This is a genomic window from Roseateles depolymerans (assembly GCF_003387155.1).
GTDB lineage: Bacteria > Pseudomonadota > Gammaproteobacteria > Burkholderiales > Burkholderiaceae_C > Roseateles > Roseateles depolymerans.
In genome coordinates, this window is the sequence record NZ_QUMT01000002.1 from 994211 (window position 1) to 1018394 (window position 24184).

Below are 24184 nucleotides of genomic sequence, written 5' to 3' on the forward strand. Positions count from 1 at the left end.
ATGAAAGTCGACAAAAGCCCGGTCAGGCCGGGGCGCCGGTCGGGACGGCGTGGGGGCCGAGTCACACGCCGCCGATCACGCCGCCGGGAAGCCACTTGCAAGCCACTTGCCAGCAGCTTGGAAGCGGCCTACTGTGCCACAGTCCCCGCGGCCTCCCGCGCACGCTGGCGCCAGAACGCCACATCGATCGCCTGCTGCAGCCCGGTGCGCTCGTTGATCAGCCACAGCTGGCGACCATCGGGGCTGATGCCAGCCACCTCGCCGACCGCCCGGCCGGCGGACACCCTTCGCCCGACTGCATTGCGAGGAAACTCGGCCGCCGCTGCCAGCGTCAGCAACGGCACCACCGCCCGCCCGTCCTGCGCCAGGCGCTGCCGATGCACGATGGGCGCCAGCAGCGGATTGGACAGATCGCCTTCGGACAGGAACAGCACCACCTTGGCCTGGGCCCGGCTCAGGGCCACGTTGATCAGCCGCTGCGCCTCTTCGGTCTGCAGGAAGGGCTGACGGCCATCGGCCGGATCGAACAGCACCACGGGCGCCTCGCTGCCCTGCGCGCGGTGCACCGTGCTGACCCGCACGGCCTCCGGCAGCCCCAAGGCCTGGAGGCTCGACCGGATCAGCGCCCGCTGCGCCCGGAACGGCGTCAACACAATGATCTCTTCCGGCCTCCAGTCGCCACTCTGCAATGCCGCGGCGACCGCGGCCGCGATGGCCTGCGCCGATTCCCGCCGCACCGGCCCTCGCGCCTCGGCAGACCAGCCTCCGTCGCGTGCCACCCGGTGCACATGCACATGATCGGTGGGCGGGATGTCACCGAATGCCCGCTCGCGTTCGGCCCGCCATTGCGGCGACTGCTGCGCCGCCTCCGCCACCCGCAGCGCCCCGTCGTAGAACATCTGACTGACCAGATCCCCGATGGGGGCGGCCATGCGCGACTGCTCATCCAGCAGGGCCACGGACGGCCCCTTGCGCGGCATCTGCGAAAACGCCGAGCGACCCAGCCACCTGCGCGCCTCCCGATCACTGCTGCGCAGCACGGGCGAGAGCTGCTGCGGATCCCCGGCAAACAGGCGGGCGCGGCCCAGCGGCATCAGCACCAGCGCATGGGCCAGGCTCACCTGGCTGGCTTCATCGAAGACGATCAGGTCGAACGGGGGTTCTCCATCGGTCGACAGCTCCCGCAGCGTCTTGAGCGTGAATGCGGCGCGGGTCGTGGTCATGCTGGCCAGCCGACAGCGGCGCAGCACCTGCAGGGAAGACGCGCGCAGGTCGTCGCGCAGCCCGGCCACGCGGTCCGCCCAGGCCTTGAGCGCGAGCGCGTCCCGGGAGGCCGGGCGAGCGGCTTCGGCGCGCGCCAGCCGGGCAATGAGCTCATGGTCGGTGGTGGGAATCAGATGCTCGCGGCCGGCATAGGCGGCAGCGTCAAAGCGAGTCCCCAGCCGCTGCACCAGCGGACGCCAGCTCTCCCGTCGGCCCTTGTGCAGGGCCTTGTCCACCGCGATGGTGGCCATGTCCACGGCCTGGTTGGTGGTCGACAGCAACAACACCCGCGCATGCGGATGGCGATCCAGATACTCCGCCAGCAGCACGCCCAGCGTGGTGGTCTTGCCGGTGCCGGGAGGCCCCCACAAAAACGCGCTGCTGTGGCGGACCAGTGACAGCGCCTGCCGCTGCGCCGGACGCAGCCAGCGAAACGGCGCACCGTTGAGTGGGTCTCCCCCGACCACCGGCTCGGGCTGCCCCAGATCTGGCAATGCGGCCAGGGCTTGCTCGGCCCATGCCGTGTCGGCCCATGCATCCGCCACTGAATTCAGGAAGCGGGTGGGATACAGCCGGATCAGATGGTCCGGCCCTGGCGGCGGCGTCGTGGCGTTCTGTAGCACCAGTTGGTCTTCTTCCGGGACGACGGCCAGCACGCTGGCGCCGCCCTTGGCCGGCAGGCCCCACCAGGCAGACGCCCCATCCAGGCTGTCATCCAGCAGAGCCTGCGCCGACGCCTGCCCGGGACGCTGGCCTTCGGCGTAGACATAACCGGGCTCGAGCGTCACCCGCCAGAGCGAGCCTTCCCGCTCGGTGTGCAGCACCTTGAAATCGTAGAACTCGGGCGTGGCCGACAACTCGGCTTGCAGGGCCGCGCGGACGTCGGCAAGGGACATGGCTCAGACAACGAAAGCGCGCCTCGGCGGGCGCGCTCCAGGACAGACACGGGGCCGCGACTATATCGCCGTGATCAGTTCCTGTCGTGCCGACGCCCCAGCGCTGGGGGCAGCGCAGACGCATCCGCTGGCGTCAACTGCCCCGCGCCCGGGGATACGCCCGGCGAGCCCGACGGTGCAACCTGGGTGGCCTGCGAGCCCTGGGAGGCCGCCGCATTGGGCGTCGGCGCCGCATCCGGACTGGTGCCGACGGTGCCGGATTGTCTGCGGCTGGGCGTTTGCGACGCGGGGGATTCGGGCGGTCGTGTCTGCGCGATGGCGGCAGCGGCAACGACAGCCACAGACAGTGCGAGGGCAGCAGTGCTGAGGTGTTTCATGGCCCGTCCTTGAAATGCAGGGGACACGAAGGCGCGCAGGAGCGCCCCCGCCAGTCTTCATGGCCAGAGGGCGGCAATTTCCGCTCCCACCTGGCATCAGGATCTTGGCGCCCACTGGTCGATCGCGTATTGCCGCGTGGTCATGGCCCGTGCCAGGGCCGCGTCGTGCGTCACCAGCCACAGCGCAGCGCCCAACTCGTCCGCCTCGCGCAGCAGCACCTGCGCAGTGCGCTGCTGGGACAGGAGATCCAGCCGGGACGTGGGCTCATCGGCGAAGACAAATGCCGGCCGGACCAGCAGCATGCGCGCAATGGCCATCCGCTGCAACTGCCCCCCGGACAGCTGATGCGGTAACCGGGCCATCAGATGACCGTCCAGATGCAGGCGGTCCAGCCACGCCTGCACGCGAGACAGGGCTTGCCCATGCCGCCGGGCCACATCGGCCAGCGCCTGCCCCAGCGGTTGAGTGGCGGCGAACGTGGCAATAGGGTCCTGGTAGAGCTTCTGGCAGGCATGCGGCTGCAGCCCGGCAGCGCGGCGCACCCGGCCTTGCGTGGGCCGTCGAAGGCCCAGCAGCAGGTTGCCGAAGGTACTCTTGCCACTGCCGCTATCCCCGACCAGCGCGCAGCGGCTGCCGGCGCGAAGGCTTAGGTCCACTCCCTGGAACAGCCAACGGCCTCCCAGGTGGTGGCCCAGGCCCTCGGCCTGGAGGACCATGGGCGATCCCTCCCCGGACGCATGGACATCGTCTGCGGGCGGGGCCAGGGGGCACATCCGGTCCGCGCCTTCTTCGGTGGTCGTGAGCCACTGCGACGGCTCGGCCGCCACCAGCGCCCGGGTGAACGCATGAGCCGGCTGGCTCAGCACCTGTGCCGTCGCCCCCTGCTCCACCACCTGGCCATCCTGCAGTACCAGCAGCCGTCCCCCCACCTGGCGGGCGACGGCCAGGTCATGCGTGACCACCACCGCCACCCCTTCCTCCCCGGCGGCCGCAAGGATGCTGCGCAGCGCTTCGTCGCGCCAGTGCGGGTCCAGCCCTTTGGTGGGTTCGTCGGCGAGGATGATGCGGGCGCCGCCCGCCAGTGCAATGGCGGCGGCGGCCCGCTGCGCCATGCCGCCCGACAACTGCCACGGATACTGACGGGCGGCGGCCGCCAGTCCTTGCCGGCGCAGGTCATCCTCGGTGCGCATGCGGGCCTCGGAACTAGGCAGGCCGCCCACCTTTCCATGCACCTCCTGCAGTTGCGGTGCAAGCCGACGTAACGGGTCCAGGGCCACTGAGGGTTCCTGCGGCAGCAGGGCCAGTGTCCGGCCCCACATCGCCCTGCGAGCCTGACCGTGCTCGGCCGCACTCCCCTGCCCGGCCAGCTCGATCCGCCCGCTTGCGCTCAGCTCAGGCGGGAGGTCCCCGAGCAGGGTCCGCATCAACAGCGACTTGCCAGCGCCGCTTTCGCCCAGGATGACCAACCGGTCGCCGGCATACAGCGTCTGGTCAGGCAGCGTGACAAGGCACTGCCCACCGAGGTGCAGGGACACACCCTCGGTGCGCAGCAGCGGCGTTCGGCTGCGCGCGGGGCGGTGCACGGGGTCCATGGCGGTCATCACGTTCATCGGGTTCATCGCCTTCATCCGGTTGGCGTGGGCCGTGGGGGTCGGTTGCGCCGGCGTGGTCGGGAGGCCTTTCATGTCGGCTCCTTGGCGTCGTCGGCGCGCAACCGGCGTTCATCCGGCCGCAGCGGGCGCGTGTCAGATCGCAAATCGGAGGCGCCGTCCGCGGCCAGCATCAATCCCAGCACCAGGATCATGAGCACCGACACGGGGGCTGCAATGAGCCACGGCGCCTCGTCGTAGTGCGGCAGATATTCAGTCAGCATCAGCCCCAGCTCGGCCTGTGGAGGCTGCAGCCCCACGCCGATGAATCCGAGCGCGGACAGCGACAACACCGCCTGGGCCACGCTCAGCGGCAGCAGCCTCGCCAGCATGGGGCGGACCGCTGGCCACAGATGACGGCGCAGGATGAGCCCGGTCCGCAGCCCCAGCAACTGCGCAGCCTCTACTGCCGACCCCGCCAGCACAGGCCGCGCCTGGGCCCGACACACCCGGAAGTACTCAACCCACAGGGACAGCGACAGCCCCAGGTAAAGCGCCCACAGCTGTCCCGGCGCCAGGGCTGCCACCAGCAGCACGAGCAGCAGCCCGGGAATGGCGAGGGTGGCGTCTGCAGCCATCACCAGCAGCCGCTCGACCCAGCCCCCGCGCCAGGCCGCCAGCACACCGAGCAAGGCGCCCGGCACTGCGGCCGACAGCGTGGCCAGCAGGCCTGTGCCCAGGGACAGCCGGGCGGCATGGCCCAGTCGGGCCCATCCGTCCCGTCCCAGCAGGTCGGTCCCCAGGGGGTGCGCGAGCGACGGCGCTGCCAGGCTGTTGCGCAACACCTGCACGGCCGGGTCCACGCTGCTGCAGCCGGGCACCAGCACCGCCATCAAGGCCAGCAGCAACAACAGCGCCAGGCCTGCGTGGCGGCGCGTCAGCCATGCGCGGCGCTGAAGCCACGGCGTCGCATGCATCGACAGCGGCCTCATGCGGACACCCCCGGCTGCACCTGCCGCGGATCCAGCACGGCCTGCAGCGCATCCAGCACCAGGTTGAAGGTGATGAACAGCAACCCCATGCACAACGCGGCGCCCTGCACGACGGGAACGTCGCGGCCAAAGACGCCATGCACCAGGGCGTGGCCGATGCCGGGCCAGGCAAACAAGGACTCCACCACCACGGCGCCTTCCGCCAGCACCACCGCCTGCACGCCCATGTAGGCCACGACCGGCAAGGCCGCATGCCGCAAGGCGTGGCGCCAATCGGCCTGATCGTCGTCCAGCCCCTTGGTGCGGGCGAAACGGTGGGACGGCAACTGCCGCGCTTCCCTCAGCGCCTGCGCACCGACCCGGGCGCATCCGGCGGCGAGCGGCAATGCCAGCGTCAGCGCCGGCAGCAGCCAGGCTCCTTCCTGATGACTGCCCGCCGCCGGCAGCATGCCGAGCTGCACCGCAGCCAACAGCATCAGCAGCACCGCCACCAAAAATGCCGGGGTGCCGCGCAGAACCACGGTCACGGCGGACAGGGCGCGGTCCGCCCAGCCGCCGGGATGGTTGGCACTCCACCAGGCCGCGGGCAGGCCCATCAGCAGCGCCAGAAGCAGCGCCGCGCCGGTCAAGTGCAGCGTCGCGCCGAGATGGCCGGCCACTTCCTCCCACACCGGCTCACCGGTCACCAAGGACTGACCCAGGTCCAGGCTCAGCAGTTGCTGCCACCAGCCCAGCAGCGCCTGCGGCCAGGCCTGGTCCAGATGCAGCTCCTGGCGCACCTGGGCCGCGGCCGCGGCGCTGACCAGGTCGTACCCATACCTTCCTGCGGCCACCCGGGTGGCCATGTCCCCCGGCAGCGAGCGCATCATTGCAAAGCTGAGCGTGCCCACCACCAGCGCCAGTGCCACCGCCTGACCGACGCGCCGCAGCAGCAAGGCCGTCCATCGCCTGTATGGCGTGTTCATCATGTGTGATCCTTCCCTCGGGATGCGAATGCCCCATCGCCGTCCGTCCACCGCAGCGCGGACAAGCGGTAGCTGCGCTCCAGCGGGTCCAGCACTGGGCGCTGAACCCGGCGGCTGACCGCCACATGCTGGCGGTACCAGGCCACCGGAATGACGGGCAGGTCGCGCTGCAATCCCTGCACCACCTGGCGGCGGAGCGCGGCGGCGCGGTCCAGACCCGCACCGCTGTTCAGTGCGGCCAGCGCGTCCCAGACCGGCGGGGACTGCCAGCCCATGGCGCCCCAGTCGTGTCCCCCCGGACGGAAGTCCTGCCATAACGAGGCGGTCAGGTCCGGCGTGCTGGCGTAGTTGCGGGCCATCAAGCCGATCTGCAGGCTGCCGTCGCGGTGGCCCAGCGGGATGTCGCCGGAATTGCCGATGGACACGCGCACCGGCAGCCCCAGCTGTCGCCATTGCTCTTGCAGGGCGGTGGCGACGATGGGCAGTTCCGGGCGGTCGGGAAACGTGCGAAGCGTCAGCGTCACGGGCTGGCCGGTGACGTCCCGCCAGTGGCGGCCGTCCGCGGATCGCCGCCATCCCGCGGCCCGCAGCAGGCCCGCCGCCCGTTCCAGGTCGAAGGTCAGCGGCGGCAATGACGGGTCATGCCAGTCGGGCACGGTGGGCGGCAGCAGTTGCGTCGCCGCAAGGCCCGGATCACGAAGGATGGCGCTGGCGATGCCCTCCCGGTCGATGGCCAGGCTCAGGGCCTGCCGGACCCTCGCGTCGGACAGCACGGGCGCACCGGCATTGAGCTTGAGCGCCATCACCCGCGGCACGGTAACGCTGGCCAGCCGTGCGGGCGAGACGGTGCGCCGCCATTTGGCCAGGCTGGCGGGATCCAGCGCAAAGACCAGGTCCGCCTGGCCGGACGCTGCCATCAGGGCCCGGGTCTCCGCCCGCCCCACCGCCAGATATCCCGCGCGGCGGATCTGCGGCGCAGGGCCGCCCTCCCCGTCGAACCATGCCACCTCCAGCCGCTGCGGCGCTTCTAGACGCGTGATGCGATAGGGCCCGCTGCCCAGGATGCGCACCAGCGTTCGCCCGTCCGGCGCCCAGCTCCCGGGCGCCAGTACCGCGGTGCTGAAATGGGCCAACAGGCTGGGCAGCGTGGCATGAGGACGGTGCAGGAGGATCTCCAGCGATTCGCGCCCGTCCGCCGAGGCCAGCACGCGCAGCCCCGCCACCGGGGCCTGGCTCAGCGCACCGGGGGCCTGCGTCGCCGCCTGCAGGGCAGCCACCGCGTCGGCGGCGCGCACCCGGCTGCCGTCATGAAAGCGCGCTCCAGGGCGCAGGTCGAATTGCCAGCGCAGGCCATCTGGTGACTGCGACCAAGTGGTGGCCAGGCCGGCGGCTGGTTGCCCGACGGAGGACGCCTCCAGCAGCGTCTCGATCACCTGCAGCTTCTGGTAGAGGTGGCCGGACTGTGCCAGCGCCAGGCCGGACATCTCCCAAGGCCCCGCGATTTCCAGTTGACGGGTCGCAGGCGCGCTGTCGTCCGTCGCCCAGGCGCGAGCGGGGAGCGCAGACGCTGCGGCGGCTGATCCCAGCGTCGACAGCCAGCGTCGTCGTGTCCAGGGGTGTGGCATGGGGTGTGGCATGGGGTGTGGCATGGGGTGTGGCATGGGGTGTGGCATGCGGTGTGGCATGCGGTGTGGAATGGGGTGAGTCATGGGACGCCTCTCAGAACTTGTATTGCGCACCCACACTCACGCTGCGCGCAGCGCCGGGGGCGACCCACAGCCGGCTGTAGCTGCTGGTGTAGTAATGCCGGTCAAAGAGGTTGTCGACATCCAGGCTGAGCCGCCATTGCGACCCGACCCGCCAGTAGCCCACCAGCTTGGCCACCGTATAGGACGGCAGCTGGAAGTCGGGCGCCCCGTTCTGCCCGAGTCGATGCGCGTTGTAGGCGAGCCCGCCGCCGAGCCCGAAGCGTTGCCCGCTGGCCGTGCTGCCCTCATGGACCGCCAGCAAGCTGGCGTTGAGGCGCGGCACGTTGAGTAGCCGGCTGCCCACCGGCAGGGTGGCGTCCTTGGTGATCTCGGCGTCCAGCCAGGTCAGGCTGCCATTGACGCGCCACGATGCCGTCAGTTGCCCCGACGCCTCCAGCTCGATGCCACGGCTGCGGACCTCGCCCGCCGCGATGGAGAAACCGCTGTTGGCGGGGGTCGGATCGGCCGTCAGCACGTCGCGCTTGCGGATATCGAAGATCGCAGCGGTGGCGCCCAGCCGCTGATCGGCGGTCTGCCACTTGACGCCTGCCTCCAGGGCCTGCCCGTGCTCCGGCGCAAAGGCCGAGCCCTTGGCATCACTGCCGGGGTTGGGTCGGAAGGAGCGGCCGGCATTGGCGTAGACGGTCCACTGCGCATCCGGCAGCCAGGACAGGCCCAGACGCGGCGACCATTCACTGGGCTGCTGACGCGTGGTCACGCCATTGCGCCGATTGAGCAGCGACTGATGCGGCTGCTCCCAGCGCAAGCCCGCCAGCACCCGCCAGTGGCGGCCCAGGCTCACCGCATCCTGCCAGTAGATCGCCGTGTTGCGCTGGCGTTCCTCGGTATCGGTATTGGGCAGCGGCGTGGGCTGGACCTGCCCGTACACCGGGCTGTAGATGTTGACGGCATAAGGAACCGCCGCGCTGGGGTTGAAGCGCAGCATGCGCTGGTCCATGCGGAAGTCGTAATGCTCCACCCCCAGCAGCAGCTCATGCCGGCTGCCAGCGATCATGCGCACATGCTGCAGCTCTGCCTGGACAGCCGTGTCGTCGGAGTCGTAGTCGCGCAGGCGGCGCTGGCGGCGCAGCGTGCCGTCGGCCAGCAAGGCACTGGCTTCGGTGGAGAACCCCTTGATGCGGGTGTCGCGACGCGACAGCGCCACCCGGGCCTGCCAGGACTCGTTCCATTCATGGCGCAGGGAGAGCTGATGGTTGCCGTTGATGACGGCCACATCCCCATCGGCCGGCTCCCCAAGGAAGCGGTCTCGCGGCACGACGCCCAGTTGGTTGTTCACGGCCACGACGCCGCGGTCCAGCGGCGTGGCATGCCGAAGCCATTCGCCGCGGTAATCGAGCATCGTGTCCGGGCTGAGTCGCCAGGTCAGTGCCGGCGCCAGCACCCGCCGGCTGGCGGTGACCGTGTTGCGAAAGCTGTCGCGCTCTTCCGCCGCCACATTGAGACGGTAGGCCACACGGTCAGACAGCGGCCCGGTACTGTCCAACGCCAGGCGCCGAAGCCCGTAGCTGCCGACATACGCCTCCATCGAATGCCCGGCATTCCACAGCGGGGCCTTGCTCACCACATTCAGGGTGCCACCCGGTTCACTGTTGCCGTAAAGCGCGGCGGCCGGACCCTTGAGGAACTCGATGCGCTCGACCGCCGCCAGATCGCGCGGGGCATTGAATCCCCGGTTGGAGCCGAAGCCGTTGAGCAGAGTCGCCATGCCGGTGTTCTCGTTGCCGGCCAGGCCGCGGATGGCCAGGTTGTCCCACAGGCCGCCAAAGCTGTTCTGGCGCGACACGCCGCCGACATAGTCCAGCAGGTCGTCCATCTTGACGGCGCCCAGGTCGTCCATGGCTTGCCGCGTCATGATGCGGATCGACTGCGGCAGCTCCCGCAGCGGCAGCTCTGACTTTGCGCCAGCGGCCAGTCCGGACTGGTAGCGGCCCGAGTCGGACCGTCCAACGACTTCCACGGCAGGCAGGCTGTCGGGGCGCGTGCCCGGGCCTGGCGTGGACGACGCCTCCGCGGGCGTCTGCGAGGGCGTGCCGACCGCAACGGTCGGAGACGAGGCCGCAGGAGCAGCCGGCAATTGGGCCAAGGCGAAACCCGGCCCGCCAAGGGCTGCCACAAGCGGGATCAGGCACAGGGCAGCAGGGGGCGCTGGGGTCGCAGGCGCGCGGGCTCGTTCCCACTGCGGTGACGCAGCCTGAATGGGGCACGGTTGTGCCCACATCCGCTGGGAGCGGCGGTTCGATGAGGCAAGGTTCAGGGAGGACAACTTCGGACGCTGGGACATGACAGACTCGAACAGGGCCAGGCGCCGGACTGCAATGAAGGCAGACCGGCGGGGCCAGTGATGAAAGCAGCGGCGCCAAGGCGCAACCTTCCGAGCCAGGGCTCGGCAACGGGGCTGGGCAACAGGCGCGGCATGCGCAAGCGGCAGGGAGTGCGGTGGGATCAAGGCCCGCGAAGACGCGTCAGCGCAGGCGTCCGACGGTGACGACCGCCAAGGCGGCATCGCATCGAACGCATGGCTGGGCGCGCCGGGGCAGCGCTGGGTGAGCGTTCTTTCAGCGCCGTTTCAGCGCCAGGAACCCAACCGCGGCCTCAGGCCTGCGGGGGGCCGCGGGGTTCGGCCGCGAGCGCGCAGCGCCCCGTGGGCCGTCCCACATCCAGGAGGACGGGCGGTGGAGAGGCTTCCGCATGGGCCAGCAGCATGACCGGCACCGTCGCTGGGGCCTGCGCCTGGCCGAGCATCAGGCACCAGGCGCAAGCGGGCGTCTTGGCGCCCTCATCCTGGTCACCGTCTTGCTGGCTGCCATCGTCGGGGTTGACTGCGTCTTGCGCGACATCGGCACCCGGCGCATGGCTGTCCTGCCCTGCCGAAGCTTGCAGGTTGGCCCCCATCGCAGCGCTGCCCTGCACGGCATCCAGCCACTCGTGCATCGGCCGCGCAAACAGGCAGCTGACCACGATCAGGGTCAGCCACCAGGCGGAGACGAAGCGGCGAGGCCAGCGCATGTACAAGAAGGCGATCAGGTGCAGGACGAAGCGCTGCATTCTCGCTGAAGTTGACGCAGGTTCAGCGCACAGTCAGTCGTGCCAGCTCATAAGGCTTCCCGGGGAAGTGCGCCGTACGCAGTTCTTCGGGTCTGCGCAGGAAGGCATTCTCTTCCCACCGGGCGGTGGACAGCACCGACTCCAGGAAGGCTCGGCCCGTGTTGCCGTCGAAGGGAATGGCCAGATCAAAGACCTCGCGCGGCACCCATCGTCCCAGCCGGGCGGCCGCGTCACGGGCAAACAGGTCGGCCTCCAGCGGATCCTCCGGCCCTGCCGGATACACCAGCGCCAGCCGGTCCAGCACCAGTGGCAGCCAGGCCATCATGGGTCCGGTCGTGGGCTGCACGTGCAGCGCCAGACGGGTGAGGTAGCTCAGGGCATCAAACAGATGGCGCGGAAAGTCGACCCCTCGGGACAGGGCATGCCCCAGGTGCGTCAAGGCACACCACAGCGGCCCCTCCACGGGGCCCCGCCAGTCAGCCCGCAGCAATTCAAACGAGCGCAGGTAGCGTGGGTCCGCCGTGGCGCACCAGGCCGCTTCCAGGAACGCACCGGGCTCCGTGCGCGTATGCAGGCCGTCGAACCGCCAGACGATCCATTCGGTCAAGGCAATGGCCAGTGCCAGCCTTGCGCGCGGTTCAATGCGCTGGGCGGTGCGCAGCACCGGTTGAGACGCCGCGTCGCTGCCAAGATGGTGCGCGCTCAGCACCGCGTCTTCCCAGCGGAAGGTCAGTCGACCGGCGTCATGAAAGCGCACCCAGGGCGGTGTGTGAAGCATCAGGCGGACGGCTCTCGGGCGCGGCTCAGTCAGATCAACAGGGGACAAGGACGAGGGTAGCGGCCGCGTCCGGTGGCCGCGAGGCGGGGCTCGGCAACCATCGGCAACGCATGTATCCGCATGCATGCCACGGGAGCGCCCGCCCCGGCGGGACCGGCTCTTTCGGGCCAGGGCGGATGATAGGCGGGGCGGGGTCGAACGCCGTATGACTAAAGACCAAGACAGCGCATGCGCCGCCACCCTGCGCCGGCCACGTCCCCTGAACCCGGGGTCCGCCCGTCACGGAACCGTCATGCCCGATGCCGAACATCCGGCGTCTTCCCTGCAGCGACTTCCCACCATGACGACCCTGGCCCACCTTCCCTCCCTTCCCCGCCCGCCCCGGCCCCTGCGCATGGCCCTGAGCCTGGCCGGGCTCTGCCTCACCGTGGCCCTCAACGCCCAAGCCGCGCCGCAGCTCATCGCCATCGGCTCGCTCGACAGCAACGGCGCGGATTTCTCCGGCCAATCAGGCGCCCTGGAAAACGGAGCCCGGGGTGACCTGCTCGGCGGCCTGGGGTCAGGCCTGGCGTGGGCCGGTGGCAGCACCTTCCTGGCGGTGCCCGACCGCGGCCCCAACGCAGTGGCCTGGAACAGCAGCCTGGACGACACCACCAGTTACATCCCCCGCTTCCACACCCTCAACCTCGCGCTGCAAGCCACCCCGGACCGCAGCACCGGCCTGCCCTGGACCCTCTCCCCCAGCCTGGTGTCGACCACCCTGCTCTACTCCCGCACCGCCTTGACCTACGGCTCGACCGTCGGCGGCTTCCCTGCCGTCCCTGCCGCCAACACCGCCACCCGGTTCTATTTCAGCGGCCGCTCCGACAACTTCGCCGGCGACACCTCCTCGGCCGACATCAACGATGCGCGCTTCGACCCCGAAGGCATCCGCCTGTCCGCCAACGGCCTGAACGTCTACATCTCTGATGAATACGGCCCGTTCCTTTACATCTTCAACCGCGCCACCGGCCAGCGCGTGCGCACCGTGCGCCTGCCGGTGGAACTGGCGGCGGCGGTGAAGTCGGCCCGCGGCAGTGTCGAAATCGCCGGCAACAGCGCCGGGCGCGTCGCCAACAAGGGCATGGAGGGCCTGGCCATTTCGCCGGACGGCACCGTGCTGTGGGGCTTCATGCAAAGCGCCCTGGCCCAGGACGGGGGCGACGGCGCGCGGGTCAACCGCATCGTGCAGGTGGAACTGGCCACCGGACGCGTGCGCCAGTTCGCCTACGACAGCCTGCTGGCCGACACCGGCAAGACCTACGGCAGCAGTGAGCTGCTGGCGCTGAACAGCCATGAACTGCTGGTGCTCGAGCGGGACGGCAAAGGCCGCGGGGATGGGTCCAAGGCCGTGGTCAAGCGCATCTACAAGATCGACCTTGCTGGCGCCACCGACATCACCGGGCTGAGTGGCGAGAGCACCCTTGTGCCGCTGGCCGTGAAGAAAACGCTGTTCCTGGACATCGTGTCCAGCCTGACCAGCTACGGCATGGCTGCCAAGCAGATCCCCGCCAAGCTCGAAGGCATGGCGTTTGGCCCCGACATCGTCGTAGACGGCATCGTCAAGCACACGCTCTACGTCGCCAACGACAACGACTTCCTGCCCGTCACGGCCGACGGCCTGGCCAACCCCAACCAGTGGTTCGTGTTCGCCTTCACCGACGCCGACCTCGCCGGCTCCGTCTTCACTCCCCAGACCCTGCCCCAATGAAGCCCATGATCACCCGCACGGCCCAGGCCGTTTCCCTCCTGGCCCTGGCGGCCGGGCTTTCCACCCCGGCCTTCGCTGCCCTGACCGGCGACTACGGGACCTCCCACTGGACCACGACCAACACCGCAGGTGGCAATGGCACGGTGGTCGCCACGCCGGACCGCGTGGAGATGACGTCGGCCGACTTCAGCCTGGTCGACGCCCTGCCGGTGGAATCCTGGCTCAGCCATGCCATCACGGTGACGCAGGACACCCAGTTGTCGTTCGACTGGCACTACCGCACCGACGACATGAGCAGCAGTTTCGATGTGTTCGGCTACACCGTGAACGGCGTCTTCACCCAGCTGAGCCAGGACGGCTTGAGCTTCCTGGACCTGCAAGGCGGACACCAGTCGCTGCGGGTGTCGGCCGGCTCGACCTTCGCCTGGAGCCTGCGGTCGCAGGACAGCGAAGGGGGGGCCGCCGTGGTGACCCTGGACGGGTTGTCGGCCGTGGCGGCGGTTCCGGAGCCGTCCTCCTACGCGCTGATGGCCCTGGGCCTGGGCCTGCTCGGCTGGCGCGGCCGTCGCGCGCGGCGTGGCTCCTGAGGACTGATGTAACGGTCAGCCCGCCTCACATGCGGGCAACGAGCGGTGCTGCCTCGGTGAGCACGACCTGCAGGCCCTGGTGAAGCTCTTCTTCCGTCAGCAGATCCGGTCTCACACCGCCCTGCTCCGCCGCCAGTTGCTCACGGACCGCGTCCGGCATCTGCTGGTTGCGCGCATCCAGCGCCACGCAGCCTTCGGCTTGCACCAGGTAGTAGACGCGGGGCGTCAGCTTGGAGGACAGCCGCTGCTGATACAGGTCGTCCACACGGCAGATCAGCGGCCGCTGCGCATACACGCCGCATCGCTGCGTGACCGCATCCAGATGCACGCAGCGGCCGTCACCGGCATTGAGTGCCGAGTGCGGGGGAAGATGGCGGCAACAGGCGCCGCAGGAAGTGCAGGGAAAATTCATGGTCCGGAGGCAGAAAGCGCCGCAGTGCAGTGCCTTCTAGTCCCCCGGACGTGATCCGGCGGTTCCCTCTGAGGCGGCCTCCTTCACGCGATTGCGCAAATTTCGGCGCCGTCACCTGCTGTCAACCACCGTTCTCCGCTGTGCTGCGCGGTTCTCCGCGGTTCTCCGCCGTTCCCCGCCATCCCGCGCGCTCAGACCCCCAGGATCGACACCGCCTTGGTGTTGAGATACGCCTCCAGCGCTTCCGGCCCGCCTTCCGAGCCGTAGCCCGAATCCTTCACGCCCCCAAACGGCATTTCCGCTGACGGCGTGGCCGGCTGGTTGATCCACAACATGCCCACTTCCACCCGCTGCGACAGCAGATGGGCGTTCTTGATCGAACGGGTGAAGGCATAGCCTGCGAGACCAAACGGCAGGCGGTTGGCTTCCGCAATCGCCTCCTCCAGCGTGTCGAAACCGCGGATGGCCGCCACCGGACCGAACGGCTCGTCGTTGAAGACGGAGGCGTCGAGCGGCACATCGGCCAGCACCGTCGGTGCAAAGAAGTTGCCCGAGTCGCCCACGCGCTCACCCCCGGCGGCAATGCGGGCGCCGCGCTGGCGCGCATCGGCCACGATCTTGGTCATCGCGGCCACGCGCCGCTCATTGGCCAGCGGGCCGAGCGTGGTGCCTTCGGCCAGCCCATCGCCCAGTTTCAGACCCTGCGCGTGGGCCACCAGCGCTTCGGTGAAGGCCGACTTGATGCTGTTGTGCACCAGGAAACGCGTGGGCGAAATGCACACCTGCCCGGCATTGCGGAACTTCGCGCCGCCCGCCGCCTTGACGGCTACCGCCACATCCGCGTCTTCGGCCACGATGACCGGGGCATGGCCACCCAGTTCCATCGTCACCCGCTTCATGTGGGCGCCGGCCAGCGCCGCCAGCTGCTTGCCCACCGGCGTCGACCCGGTGAAGGTCACCTTGCGGATGATCGGATGCGGGATCAGATAGCTCGAGATCTCGGCCGGATCGCCAAAGACCAAGCCGACGGTGCCGGCCGGCACGCCGGCATCCACGAAGGTCTTGAGCAGCGCCGCAGGCGACGCCGGCGTTTCCTCGGGCGCCTTCACCAGGAACGAGCAGCCGGTGGCCAGCGCAGCGCCGAGTTTGCGCACGATCTGGTTGACCGGGAAGTTCCACGGCGTGAAGGCCGCGACCGGCCCCACCGGCTCCTTGATCACCAGTTGCTGCGCCGCCAGGTTGCGGGACGGCACGATGCGCCCATACACGCGCCGGCCTTCGTCCGCGAACCATTCAATGATGTCCGCGCCGGCCAGTACCTCGACCTTGGCCTCGGCCAGCGGCTTGCCCTGCTCCTGCGTCAGCAGCCGGGCGATCTCCGGGGCCCGCTCGCGCAGCAGCGCGGCGGCGCGGCGCATGGTGGCCGCACGTTCGTTGGCCGGCACGTCGCGCCAGGCTTCAAAGCCCTTGCGGGCGGCGGTCAGTGCCCGGTCCAGGTCTTCCTTGCCGGCGTGGGCCACCGTGCCGATCACCTGCCCCGTGGCCGGATTGCGCACATCCAATGTGCGGCCGCTGGTGGCGTCGACCCATTCATTGGCGATCAGCAACTGGGTGTCGGGATAGCTGGGGGTACTCATGGTCATTCCAGAGGACGGTCGCCACGCGGCCCGTCCGGTTGTAACGAAGATGACCCCACTCTACAGCGCGACCGCAGGACGCATCGGCCCCCGCCCGGATGACGCTACCGGGCGGGTGGGTTTCCCCGCATGTGAATCTAGGGGGGTCAGGTCATCCCAATACAAGGCATTCCGGCCGACGGTTCCTAGACTCATCCGGCCGCCGTGCGCGCCCGGCTCCGCTTGCACCGTGGGACCGGCTTCCCCTGCAAGACCCTTGTGCAGACGGGACGCGGCGGCAGCCAATGTCACGAAACAGGGAGACACCATGAACTTCACGACCCTCTGGCGTCGCCATGCGCGCGCCTGCGCGCTGGCGGCTTCTGTCGTGCTGGCCATGTCCGCGACCAGCGGCTGGGCGCAGCAAACCGGCCCCGATCCCACCTCCGCCAGCCTCAATGCCACCGCCGGGCCCTTTGCGGTGAGCACGGCCACGGTCACCTCGCCGGTGGGTTTTGGGGGCGGCACCATCTACTACCCGACCATTGCGGGCCAGTACGGCGTCGTGGCCCTGAGCCCGGGATTCACCGCGACACAAAGCAGCGTGGCGTGGCTGGGTCGGCGGATCGCCACCCATGGCTTCGTGGTGGTCACGATCAACACCAACAGCACGCTGGACCAGCCGGCCAGCCGGGCCAACCAACTGATCGCGGCGCTGAACTACGTGGCCAACAGCGCGAGCACCACCGTGCGCAGCCGTGTCGACGCCAGCCGTCGCGCAGTGGGCGGGCATTCGATGGGCGGTGGCGGGTCCTTGATCGCGGCGCAGAACAACCCCAGTCTGAAAGCCATCCTGCCGCTCACGCCGTGGAACCTCAGCACCAACTTCAGCGGCGTTCAGGTCCCCACGCTGATCGTGGGCGCGGACGGGGATGCGGTGGCGCCGGTGGCCTCCCATGCCCGGCCGTTTTATGCGAGCCTGCCCAGCACCGTGCGAAAGGCCTACGGTGAACTGAACATGGCCAGCCATTCCACGCCCACCAGCGGGGTGAACACGCCGATCGGACGTTATGGCGTGACCTGGATGAAGCGCTTCGTCGACGGCGACACCCGCTATTCCACCTTCCTGTGCGGCGCGGAACATCAGGCCTATGCCACGGCCACGGTGTTCGACCGCTACAGCCAGAACTGCCCTTACTGACGGAGGTCCGCCATGCCGAAACCGCACAAGCGGAGCACCGGCTGGCGCATCTTTGGCCTGGCCCTGATTGCAGGGCTGGGCGCCGCCGGGCTGTATGCCTGGATGGCGGATGCGACCTCGCCGGAGCACGTCATCGCCAATCAGCAATTCCCCTGGGCGCAGACGCCGGGCACGCCGCGCCCCGCAGATGGGCAAGGCACCGCGGGGCTGTCCGCGACGGAACTGGCCGCGATGGCCGCGACCGGCGCGGGCGACCCGGACGGCCTGGGAGGCCCGGGGAGTGCGGGAGGTCCGCGCCAGCGGCCTTTCCGGGTCGACGCGCGGGGTCAGTTGGTGACCGACCAGACCCTGAGGCTGGAACTGGAGTCGCTGCTGGCCTTGCAGCAAGGGGCCGCGCAGACCGCCGCGCTGGAGGCGCAACTGGCGGGCCTGCCCGCCGCTGCCGCCGCGCAGGCGCGTCAACTGCTGAGCCAGCTTGCCAGCTACCAGGAGGCTCAGCGACAGGCCTTCCCGCCAGACCAGGCGCCGCTGATGCCTGAGGAAGGCCTGGCGCAACTTGCAGCCCAGCAGTCGCTGCGCGCCACCTATCTCGGCGCGGAACCTGCGCGGCAGATGTTTGCGCAGGACGATGCCGTGTCCCGGCGCATTCTGGAATTGATGCGGGAGGATCCTTCCCCCCATCTGTCCATGTCGGAAAAGGCCGTGCGGGCGCAGGCCCGTTACGACGTCGAGCGCAAGGGCAGCCAGCCCTGAAGGCGCACCCACGTGCCCCGCTGGCCGGCACGTGGGTTTTTCCCGATGCGAGCTAGGGGGCGAATAGCGCGGCCAATACAAGGCATTCCGGGACGGGATTCCTAGACTGGATTGGCCGCTGTGCATCGGGGTCAGGCGTGTACTGCCCGCACCGATGCCACGCGGTTTGGTCCAACGTGCCATCACAGGGAGACATCATGACCCTCACCTCGACTCTGCGTCGTCAGACACGCACCACCGCCACCGCCACCGTGCTTGCAGCCGCTGCCGCCCTGGCCCTTTGCGCCGCTCCCGCCAGCGCGCAGCAGACCGGCCCGAATCCCACCTCGTCCAGCCTCAATGCCACCTCCGGACCCTTTGCCGTGAGCAGTGTGTCGGTGGTGGCGCCCACAGGCTTTGGCGGCGGCACCATCTATTACCCGACGACCGCGGGCCAGTATGGCGTGGTCGCCATCAGCCCCGGCTTCACGGCGACCGAATCCAGCATCGCCTGGCTGGGCCGGCGGATGGCCACGCATGGCTTCGTGGTCGTCACCATCAACACGCTCACCACGCTGGACCAGCCCGCCAGTCGCGCCACGCAGTTGATGGCCGCGCTCAATCATGTGGTCAACAGCGCGAGCAGCACGGTGCGCAGCCGCGTCGACCCCAACCGGCGCGCGGTGGCCGGGCACTCGATGGGCGGCGGGGGCGCGCTGATCGCGGCGGAGAACAACCCGGGCCTGAAGGCAGCACTGCCGCTGACCCCGTGGAACCTCACCACCAACTTCAGCGATGTGCAGGTGCCGACGCTGATCGTGGGCGCCGACGGCGACACCGTGGCCCCCGCAGCGATCCATGCAAGACCGTTCTATGCGAGCTTGTCCAGCTCGGTGCGAAAGGCCTATGCGGAGCTGAACTTCTCCACCCACTTCACCCCCAACACCACCAACACACCGATTGGCCGCTATGGGGTGACCTGGATGAAGCGCTTTGTCGACGGGGACACGCGGTATTCCACCTTCCTGTGCGGCGCCGAGCACAACGCGTACAACACCGCTCTGGTGTTCGAGCGTTACAGCCAGAACTGCCCTTACTGAGCCGCGTGGGACCCTGCCCGCCGGTGTCCGTCTGATGACACCGCGGGCATCAGGGTTCCGTCTTGACGGACCCGGCGGCGTGCCGGAGCATGCCGCCACGATGCACAAGACATTGGCCACGCCCCGCCTGGGGCTGCTGGGAGACAGCTTCATCTATGCCGGCCCCAACATCCAGGCGGATGTGTGCCGGCATTCCGTGACCCTGGCCTGCGCCCTGAGCCAGCAGCCGCTCAGCATCCATGCCGCAGGCCGATGTTGGCAGGGGCACCTGCTGGTCATCCGGCCGTTTCTGAAGCGGACGGTGGACACCGGCAGCGCGCCGGTAGCGCTGATCGACCTGGAGCCGTCCCACCCCCGCTACAACACCTTCAGTTGCCAGGCGCCGGAGGCGTCCGTCACGGCCCTGGATGCCGCGCGCTTCGCGGGACTGCTCGCCTGCGTGCAGGGCTTCGCTCAGCAGCGGCTCAGCGGACCGCAGTTGCGGGCGGCCGTCTGCCTGCATGTGGCCGACGTGGCGGACAGCATTGGGCCCGAGGTGCCAGTGTCTTCGCCGGTGCTGCAGATGATGGCGGCGGTGCGGATGGATCCCGCGTCCGATCTCGGGATGCTCAGTCGCCGGGTCGGCTTGCCGGCGCGGCGGGCGTCACAGCTGTTTGTCTCGGCGCTGGGCCTGACGGTGCGGCAGTACGCCCTGGCGGAGAAGATCCGACGCGCCGCGATGTTCCTGGGCAGCAGCCGGCCGCTCACCGACATTGCGCAGCTGTGCGGCTTTGCCGACTCCGCCCATCTGGCCAAGGTCTGGCAGCGATGTTATGGGATGTGCCCGTCGACCTTCTTCGGCGGACGGCTGGCACCCCACAACGGCAACCTGGATCTGGCCTGGCGACAGCAGGTCAGCCTGGCGGGATCGCTGGCCAACCGATGGGAGAGCGGCGCGGCGGATTGAGGGGCCCTCAATACCCGAGCGCCAGACCGGTATTGCGGCGCGGGTCATTCGCGCCGTAAAAACGGTTCTTGCCCACCGGCGCGCCGCCCAACGTGGGCGCACCGATCAGGATGGCCACCACATGGTTGGCCGGTTGCGGCGGCCCCAGCTTCTGGCCCTTGGCCACGAGCAGCGCCTGCGTATCCGGCGAGAGCGCAAACGGCTCCACATTGGTGACATCCGGCAGCCACTGCTGATGGAAGCGCGGGGCGTCGACCGCCTCCTGCACCGTCATGCCGTAGTCGATCACATTGAGCATCGTGTGCAGCACCGCGGTGATGATGCGGCTGCCGCCCGGCGTGCCCACCACCATCACCGGCTGACCGTCCTTGCTCACGATGGTCGGGCTCATCGACGACAAGGGCCGCTTGCCCGGGGCGATGGCATTGGCTTCGCCCTGCACCAGCCCATACATGTTGGGCACGCCCGGCTTGGCGGTGAAGTCGTCCATCTCGTTGTTCAGCAGCACGCCGGTGCCGGCCGCCGTGACCTTCGCGCCGAACCAGTCGTTGAGCGTGTAGGTCACCGACACCGCATTGCCCCAGCGGTCCGCAATCGAATAGTGCGTGGTGTTGCTACCCTCGTGCGGTTCCACGCCGGGCTTGATGTCCTGGGAGACACCGGCCTTGTCGGCCTGGATGACGGCGCGCAGCCGTGCCGCGTAGGCCTTGTCGGTCAGCCGGGCGATGGGGTTCTTCACGAAGTCCGGGTCGCCCAGGTAGCTGTTGCGGTCGGCATAGGCATGCCGCATGGCCTCAATCTGATAGTGCACCGACTGCGCCGACCGGAAGCCCAGTTCCTTGAGCGGATAACCCTCCAGGATGTTGAGCATCTCGCAGATGATCACCCCGCCACTGCTGGGCGGCGGTGCGGAGACCACGTGGTAGCCGCGATAGTCGCATTCCACCGGGGCCAGTTCACGGGTGCTGTATTGGTCGAGATCCGCCTGGGTGAGGATGCCGCCGCCGCTTTTGCTGGACCGCACCAGCGCCGCGCCCACACGGCCCTGGTAGAAGCCGGCCGTGCCCTGGTCGCTGACGGCCTTCAGGGTGCGCGCCAGGTCCTTCTGCACCAGCGTGTCGCCGACCTGATAGGGCTCGCCGCTGCGGCGCAGGAAGATCGCGCCGGAGGCCGGGTCCTTGCGGAAATCGGCGGTGGCGGTGTGCAGCATCTCGATGTCGCCCTGATCCAGCACAAAGCCCTTCTCGGCCAGCTTGAGGGCGGGCGCAACCAGGGCCTGGCGCTTCATCGTGCCGTACTTCGTGCGGGCATATTCCAGGCCGGAGACGGTGCCCGGCACGCCCACGGCCAGATGGCCATGGGTGCTGAGGCCAGGCACGACCTTGCCGTTGGCGTCCAGATACATGCCCGGCGTTGCGGCCAGCGGCGCCTTTTCACGGAAATCCAGGAAGGTCTTTCGGCCGTCGGCCAGTTGCAGGGTCATGAAGCCACCGCCGCCGAGGTTGCCGGCGGCCGGGTACACCACGGCCAATGCATAGCCCACCGCGACGGCCGCGTCGACCGCATTGCCACCCCGCTTGAGCACGTCCACGCCCACCTGGCTGGCTAGGTGCTGGGCCGTGACCACCATGCCGTTTTCCGCGGCGACCGGCGCCACCGAGGCGGCCTGGGTCAACGGGACGAAGGACAGGGTCAGCCCTGCCAGCATCAAGCGCACACGCATCAACTTCTCCATAGGGGGATGGGTGCCAATGATTATTGGCCAATCCAGGCCGCCCGCCGGCGTGTGCGTGGGTGTTTCCGGGGACGTGGGCTCCGGTGATCAGGATCAGGCCGCGGCCATCCAGCCGCTGTGCAGCAGGCCGCCCAGGTCGCTGATGAGCTGCTCGAACTCAAAGGCCTTGTCGTAGAAGCCGTCGGCGCCGCGATGCGCCACTTGCGGGCCGAAGACCCGACTGTCCTCGGCGCTCAGCACCAGGATCTTGCCGCGAAAGCCGTCCGCACGAATGCGGGTGATGACACCCAGGCCGGTCCCGACCGACAGCGACAGGTCCACCAGCACCACGTCCGGCTGGTTCAGCGCCACCATGGCCACGGCCGCACTCTCGCAATCCGCCTGCCCCACCACGGTGATGCTGCCTTCGGCTTGAAGACGACCGACCATGAGGCGACGAAGCATGGCGCAATCTTCCACCAGAACAATCTTCATGACGGCACTCCCTGTTGAGCGTCATGATGCGATGCGCGCACGGGTTTGCCGATCGGGGCGCTCCGCGCCCTCGTGCCAGCGTTTGCACCCTTTTGGCTGTAGGTGTTTTACCGGCGCACGGGGGGGTCAGGGCACTGATTTGCCGACCGGCGCGTAGGTCGCCAGGCGCGCCAGCAGACGCTCTTTCATCCGGTCGGTGATGTCGGCGTCACGGATCAGCGCGGGCCACAGGTCGAATGCGCGCTGGGCGCAGCGGCGCAGGGCCGTCCAGGCGGGTTTTTCCGGCAGCCCCAGGCGGGTGCAGAACTCGCGCACCACCACCGGCCCCAGGGGCGCACGCGGGTCCATGGTGTCGCCAGCGCGGCTGCGGCGCGCCAAGGGGCCGCTCGCCGATGCGGGCGCCGATGCAGGGCCGGATGCGGGGGCCTGCGGCATCAGGGCCAGCGCCCTGCCCTTCGCGCCGATCGGATAGGCCGCATAGGCCACCAAATCGTAGGCCGGCGGCAGGTCCGGCGCCCGCGGGTCGGTGTAACGCACGCCGATGTTCTTGAGGTGCATGTCCGGATTGCCCATCAGGTCGCTGACGAGGATGCGGCGCAGCAGTTCATGCACCGCGGCTTCTCCCAGGCTGGGCACCGTCATCATCACCGCGGCGACGGTCAGGTAGTCCTGCGTGTATTTGTCCTCCGGCTGCACGCTCAGGATCTGCGCGAAATCCTCGCAGTGGATGCGCTGGGTGGGAGTGTCGGCATCGCGGTCGTAGCGGTAGACGGCCAGGAAGCGGGTGCGTCCGTTGACATCCCCCAGGTCGTATTGATGCTCGGCCGCCAGCAGGTCCAGCGGCACCAGTTCCGCCTCCACCACCTGCACGCCTGCCGCCCGGGCCAGCCGCAGGGACAGCTCTTCCAGCTCCGGCAGATGCGGGAACTCGGCCACCGGCAGCTTGGCAATCACATGGCGCGCGCCGGTGTCGTCCGCGAGCTTGGTGCGGGCCACGAAACGGCCGCCCTGATCGCGCAGCACCGCCAGCTTGGCCTGCACGCCGGACACGGAGATCGCATCGTCCATCGGGGCGGCCACCACCGACATCTCCAGCGCGTCGTTGTTCTGGGTGATCAGGCGTTCCAGTTCACTGCGATCCAGCGTGGCGGGCATGGCGTGCACGTCGCCCGGCAGGTCCTTGCCGGTGGCGGCCAGCAGCTCGAAATGATCGTTGGGGCTGCAGCCCCGCATGTCGGCGATGCGGGTGCGCAGGGGGCCTTCAGGCAGCAGGTTTTGGAAAAAGGCGGGCAGTAGCCAGCCTCGCTGTGCGTCCTTGGACAGCCCGCCATTGAGCGGCCCGGCGGTGATCGCCTTCCAGAACGCAGCCTGGGCCTGCGGATCGCGTGCCCGGAAGGACAGCGACAGCGTCGGCTGCTGCGGGTCGTTGAGGAAAGCCTCATCCGCCACGAAGCGATGCACGGTGTGATCGTGGGAGAGCGGGTACTGGAACAGGACGCCGACGCGGCGCTCGCCCAGCAGCACGGTCAGGCCTTTGACGTTCATGGTTCGCGCGGCGCCGGCGCTTCACCCGCCGCGCGCTGCCTGGCCGCATCCACCAGGGTTTCAACGACGGGCGCGGCCGCGTCGCCGGTCAGGCCCCGGGCCGCGCCCTTGGGCAGCAGCAGCAGTTCCAGACCCAGGCGGTCGGCGACGGCCAGCAGCGTGCTGAGCTTGAAGTCGCTCTCGCCCCCCATCACGTTGACGAAGGTCTGCCTGGAGAGGCCGGCGGCTTCCCGCACGGACTGTCCGGTTCGGCCGCTCCGCTTGAGTTGGCGTCGTAGTTCGCCGGAGATGTCGGAAATGGTGTTCATGTCTACTTCGATAGAACAACGTGAGCAAAGTCTAACGTATTAGAACGCGTGGGAGGTGAGTTTTGCGTCCATGCGGTCTATCAAAGCAGATTTTCATCTTAAA

Annotated in this window: 21 protein-coding genes; 6 read left to right on the plus strand and 15 right to left on the minus strand. The window is 69.1% G+C overall.

Annotation, left to right across the window (positions count from 1 at the left end; all coding sequences use genetic code 11):
• Positions 1 to 128 precede the first annotated feature (128 nt).
• The 9 genes from DES44_RS12325 to DES44_RS12365 form a co-directional block, all read right to left on the minus strand.
• Positions 129 to 2159: a DEAD/DEAH box helicase gene (locus DES44_RS12325; RefSeq protein WP_058935191.1), complete on the minus strand. Its 2031-nt coding sequence runs from the start codon at positions 2157 to 2159 to the stop codon at positions 129 to 131.
• Positions 2160 to 2233: 74 nt separating this feature from the next.
• The gene (locus DES44_RS24655) at positions 2234 to 2536 is read right to left on the minus strand and encodes a hypothetical protein (protein ID WP_147307064.1); all 303 of its coding nucleotides are present in this window, start codon (positions 2534 to 2536) and stop codon (positions 2234 to 2236) included.
• Between the two features lie 96 nt (positions 2537 to 2632).
• Positions 2633 to 4222: an ABC transporter ATP-binding protein gene (locus DES44_RS12330; RefSeq protein WP_170156661.1), complete on the minus strand. Its 1590-nt coding sequence runs from the start codon at positions 4220 to 4222 to the stop codon at positions 2633 to 2635.
• A complete protein-coding gene (locus DES44_RS12335; protein ID WP_083525592.1) occupies positions 4219 to 5118 on the minus strand; it encodes an ABC transporter permease in 900 nt (299 codons plus the stop codon). The genes DES44_RS12330 and DES44_RS12335 overlap by 4 nt, the downstream gene beginning before the upstream one ends.
• Positions 5115 to 6086, minus strand: coding sequence for an ABC transporter permease (locus tag DES44_RS12340; RefSeq protein WP_116001538.1), 972 nt, complete (start codon positions 6084 to 6086; stop codon positions 5115 to 5117). The genes DES44_RS12335 and DES44_RS12340 overlap by 4 nt, the downstream gene beginning before the upstream one ends.
• The gene (locus DES44_RS12345) at positions 6083 to 7708 is read right to left on the minus strand and encodes an ABC transporter substrate-binding protein (RefSeq protein WP_116001540.1); all 1626 of its coding nucleotides are present in this window, start codon (positions 7706 to 7708) and stop codon (positions 6083 to 6085) included. Before DES44_RS12345 ends, DES44_RS12340 begins: the two co-directional genes overlap by 4 nt.
• A gap of 94 nt (positions 7709 to 7802) precedes the next feature.
• Positions 7803 to 9935 carry a TonB-dependent siderophore receptor gene (locus DES44_RS12355; RefSeq protein ID WP_232309767.1) on the minus strand — a complete coding sequence of 711 codons (2133 nt, stop codon included), beginning with the start codon at positions 9933 to 9935 and terminating at the stop codon, positions 7803 to 7805.
• 509 nt (positions 9936 to 10444) lie between these two features.
• Positions 10445 to 10897: a DUF2946 family protein gene (locus DES44_RS12360; protein WP_058935195.1), complete on the minus strand. Its 453-nt coding sequence runs from the start codon at positions 10895 to 10897 to the stop codon at positions 10445 to 10447.
• A 22-nt stretch (positions 10898 to 10919) separates the two neighbouring features.
• Positions 10920 to 11675 carry a hypothetical protein gene (locus tag DES44_RS12365; RefSeq protein ID WP_058935196.1) on the minus strand — a complete coding sequence of 252 codons (756 nt, stop codon included), beginning with the start codon at positions 11673 to 11675 and terminating at the stop codon, positions 10920 to 10922.
• Between the two features lie 292 nt (positions 11676 to 11967).
• Here DES44_RS12365 and DES44_RS12370 point away from each other — a divergent pair, with 292 nt between their 5' ends.
• Both DES44_RS12370 and DES44_RS12375 read left to right on the plus strand, forming a co-directional pair.
• Positions 11968 to 13425, plus strand: coding sequence for an esterase-like activity of phytase family protein (locus DES44_RS12370; RefSeq protein ID WP_232309768.1), 1458 nt, complete (start codon positions 11968 to 11970; stop codon positions 13423 to 13425).
• The gene (locus tag DES44_RS12375) at positions 13422 to 14012 is read left to right on the plus strand and encodes a PEP-CTERM sorting domain-containing protein (protein WP_083525594.1); all 591 of its coding nucleotides are present in this window, start codon (positions 13422 to 13424) and stop codon (positions 14010 to 14012) included. The genes DES44_RS12370 and DES44_RS12375 overlap by 4 nt, the downstream gene beginning before the upstream one ends.
• 25 nt (positions 14013 to 14037) lie before the next feature.
• Here DES44_RS12375 and DES44_RS12380 read toward each other — a convergent pair whose 3' ends face one another.
• Both DES44_RS12380 and DES44_RS12385 read right to left on the minus strand, forming a co-directional pair.
• Positions 14038 to 14424 carry a YkgJ family cysteine cluster protein gene (locus tag DES44_RS12380; RefSeq protein WP_083525595.1) on the minus strand — a complete coding sequence of 129 codons (387 nt, stop codon included), beginning with the start codon at positions 14422 to 14424 and terminating at the stop codon, positions 14038 to 14040.
• 191 nt (positions 14425 to 14615) lie between these two features.
• Positions 14616 to 16061 carry an NAD-dependent succinate-semialdehyde dehydrogenase gene (locus DES44_RS12385; protein ID WP_058935199.1) on the minus strand — a complete coding sequence of 482 codons (1446 nt, stop codon included), beginning with the start codon at positions 16059 to 16061 and terminating at the stop codon, positions 14616 to 14618.
• A 307-nt stretch (positions 16062 to 16368) separates the two neighbouring features.
• On the opposite strand from DES44_RS12385, the gene DES44_RS12390 reads away from it, so the two are divergent.
• The 4 genes from DES44_RS12390 (at position 16369) to DES44_RS12405 (ending at position 20019) form a co-directional block, all read left to right on the plus strand.
• On the plus strand, positions 16369 to 17241 hold the full coding sequence (locus DES44_RS12390) for a poly(ethylene terephthalate) hydrolase family protein (protein ID WP_058935200.1): 873 nt from the start codon (positions 16369 to 16371) through the stop codon (positions 17239 to 17241).
• A gap of 12 nt (positions 17242 to 17253) precedes the next feature.
• A complete protein-coding gene (locus tag DES44_RS12395; RefSeq protein ID WP_058935201.1) occupies positions 17254 to 17994 on the plus strand; it encodes a lipase chaperone in 741 nt (246 codons plus the stop codon).
• 197 nt (positions 17995 to 18191) lie between these two features.
• A complete protein-coding gene (locus DES44_RS12400) occupies positions 18192 to 19073 on the plus strand; it encodes an alpha/beta hydrolase family protein (RefSeq protein ID WP_083525596.1) in 882 nt (293 codons plus the stop codon).
• Positions 19074 to 19173: 100 nt separating this feature from the next.
• A complete protein-coding gene (locus DES44_RS12405; RefSeq protein WP_170156662.1) occupies positions 19174 to 20019 on the plus strand; it encodes a helix-turn-helix transcriptional regulator in 846 nt (281 codons plus the stop codon).
• A 7-nt stretch (positions 20020 to 20026) separates the two neighbouring features.
• Here DES44_RS12405 and ggt read toward each other — a convergent pair whose 3' ends face one another.
• The 4 genes from ggt to DES44_RS12425 form a co-directional block, all read right to left on the minus strand.
• Entirely contained in the window at positions 20027 to 21742 is a 1716-nt protein-coding gene (gene ggt / locus DES44_RS12410) for a gamma-glutamyltransferase (protein ID WP_232309769.1), read from the minus strand.
• Between the two features lie 105 nt (positions 21743 to 21847).
• Positions 21848 to 22228 (minus strand): response regulator, encoded by a 381-nt coding sequence (locus DES44_RS12415; RefSeq protein WP_058935204.1) that lies wholly within the window; start codon positions 22226 to 22228, stop codon positions 21848 to 21850.
• A gap of 126 nt (positions 22229 to 22354) precedes the next feature.
• Positions 22355 to 23773: a type II toxin-antitoxin system HipA family toxin gene (locus DES44_RS12420; RefSeq protein ID WP_058935205.1), complete on the minus strand. Its 1419-nt coding sequence runs from the start codon at positions 23771 to 23773 to the stop codon at positions 22355 to 22357.
• Positions 23770 to 24081 carry a hypothetical protein gene (locus tag DES44_RS12425; RefSeq protein ID WP_058935206.1) on the minus strand — a complete coding sequence of 104 codons (312 nt, stop codon included), beginning with the start codon at positions 24079 to 24081 and terminating at the stop codon, positions 23770 to 23772. The genes DES44_RS12420 and DES44_RS12425 overlap by 4 nt, the downstream gene beginning before the upstream one ends.
• Positions 24082 to 24184: the final 103 nt, after the last annotated feature.

What these genes read in the sequence shown, in the direction of transcription:
- DES44_RS12325 (WP_058935191.1), bottom strand. Translation starts at nt 2,159, where the DNA reads ATGTCCCTTGCCGACGTCCGCGCGGCCCTGCAAGCCGAGTTGTCGGCC.
- DES44_RS24655 (WP_147307064.1), bottom strand. Translation starts at nt 2,536, where the DNA reads ATGAAACACCTCAGCACTGCTGCCCTCGCACTGTCTGTGGCTGTCGTT.
- DES44_RS12330 (WP_170156661.1), bottom strand. Translation starts at nt 4,222, where the DNA reads ATGAAAGGCCTCCCGACCACGCCGGCGCAACCGACCCCCACGGCCCAC.
- DES44_RS12335 (WP_083525592.1), bottom strand. Translation starts at nt 5,118, where the DNA reads ATGAGGCCGCTGTCGATGCATGCGACGCCGTGGCTTCAGCGCCGCGCA.
- DES44_RS12340 (WP_116001538.1), bottom strand. Translation starts at nt 6,086, where the DNA reads ATGATGAACACGCCATACAGGCGATGGACGGCCTTGCTGCTGCGGCGC.
- DES44_RS12345 (WP_116001540.1), bottom strand. Translation starts at nt 7,708, where the DNA reads ATGCCACACCCCTGGACACGACGACGCTGGCTGTCGACGCTGGGATCA.
- DES44_RS12360 (WP_058935195.1), bottom strand. Translation starts at nt 10,897, where the DNA reads ATGCAGCGCTTCGTCCTGCACCTGATCGCCTTCTTGTACATGCGCTGG.
- DES44_RS12365 (WP_058935196.1), bottom strand. Translation starts at nt 11,675, where the DNA reads ATGCTTCACACACCGCCCTGGGTGCGCTTTCATGACGCCGGTCGACTG.
- DES44_RS12370 (WP_232309768.1), top strand. Translation starts at nt 11,968, where the DNA reads ATGCCCGATGCCGAACATCCGGCGTCTTCCCTGCAGCGACTTCCCACC.
- DES44_RS12375 (WP_083525594.1), top strand. Translation starts at nt 13,422, where the DNA reads ATGAAGCCCATGATCACCCGCACGGCCCAGGCCGTTTCCCTCCTGGCC.
- DES44_RS12380 (WP_083525595.1), bottom strand. Translation starts at nt 14,424, where the DNA reads ATGAATTTTCCCTGCACTTCCTGCGGCGCCTGTTGCCGCCATCTTCCC.
- DES44_RS12385 (WP_058935199.1), bottom strand. Translation starts at nt 16,061, where the DNA reads ATGAGTACCCCCAGCTATCCCGACACCCAGTTGCTGATCGCCAATGAA.
- DES44_RS12390 (WP_058935200.1), top strand. Translation starts at nt 16,369, where the DNA reads ATGAACTTCACGACCCTCTGGCGTCGCCATGCGCGCGCCTGCGCGCTG.
- DES44_RS12395 (WP_058935201.1), top strand. Translation starts at nt 17,254, where the DNA reads ATGCCGAAACCGCACAAGCGGAGCACCGGCTGGCGCATCTTTGGCCTG.
- DES44_RS12400 (WP_083525596.1), top strand. Translation starts at nt 18,192, where the DNA reads ATGACCCTCACCTCGACTCTGCGTCGTCAGACACGCACCACCGCCACC.
- DES44_RS12405 (WP_170156662.1), top strand. Translation starts at nt 19,174, where the DNA reads ATGCACAAGACATTGGCCACGCCCCGCCTGGGGCTGCTGGGAGACAGC.
- ggt (WP_232309769.1), bottom strand. Translation starts at nt 21,742, where the DNA reads ATGCGTGTGCGCTTGATGCTGGCAGGGCTGACCCTGTCCTTCGTCCCG.
- DES44_RS12415 (WP_058935204.1), bottom strand. Translation starts at nt 22,228, where the DNA reads ATGAAGATTGTTCTGGTGGAAGATTGCGCCATGCTTCGTCGCCTCATG.
- DES44_RS12420 (WP_058935205.1), bottom strand. Translation starts at nt 23,773, where the DNA reads ATGAACGTCAAAGGCCTGACCGTGCTGCTGGGCGAGCGCCGCGTCGGC.
- DES44_RS12425 (WP_058935206.1), bottom strand. Translation starts at nt 24,081, where the DNA reads ATGAACACCATTTCCGACATCTCCGGCGAACTACGACGCCAACTCAAG.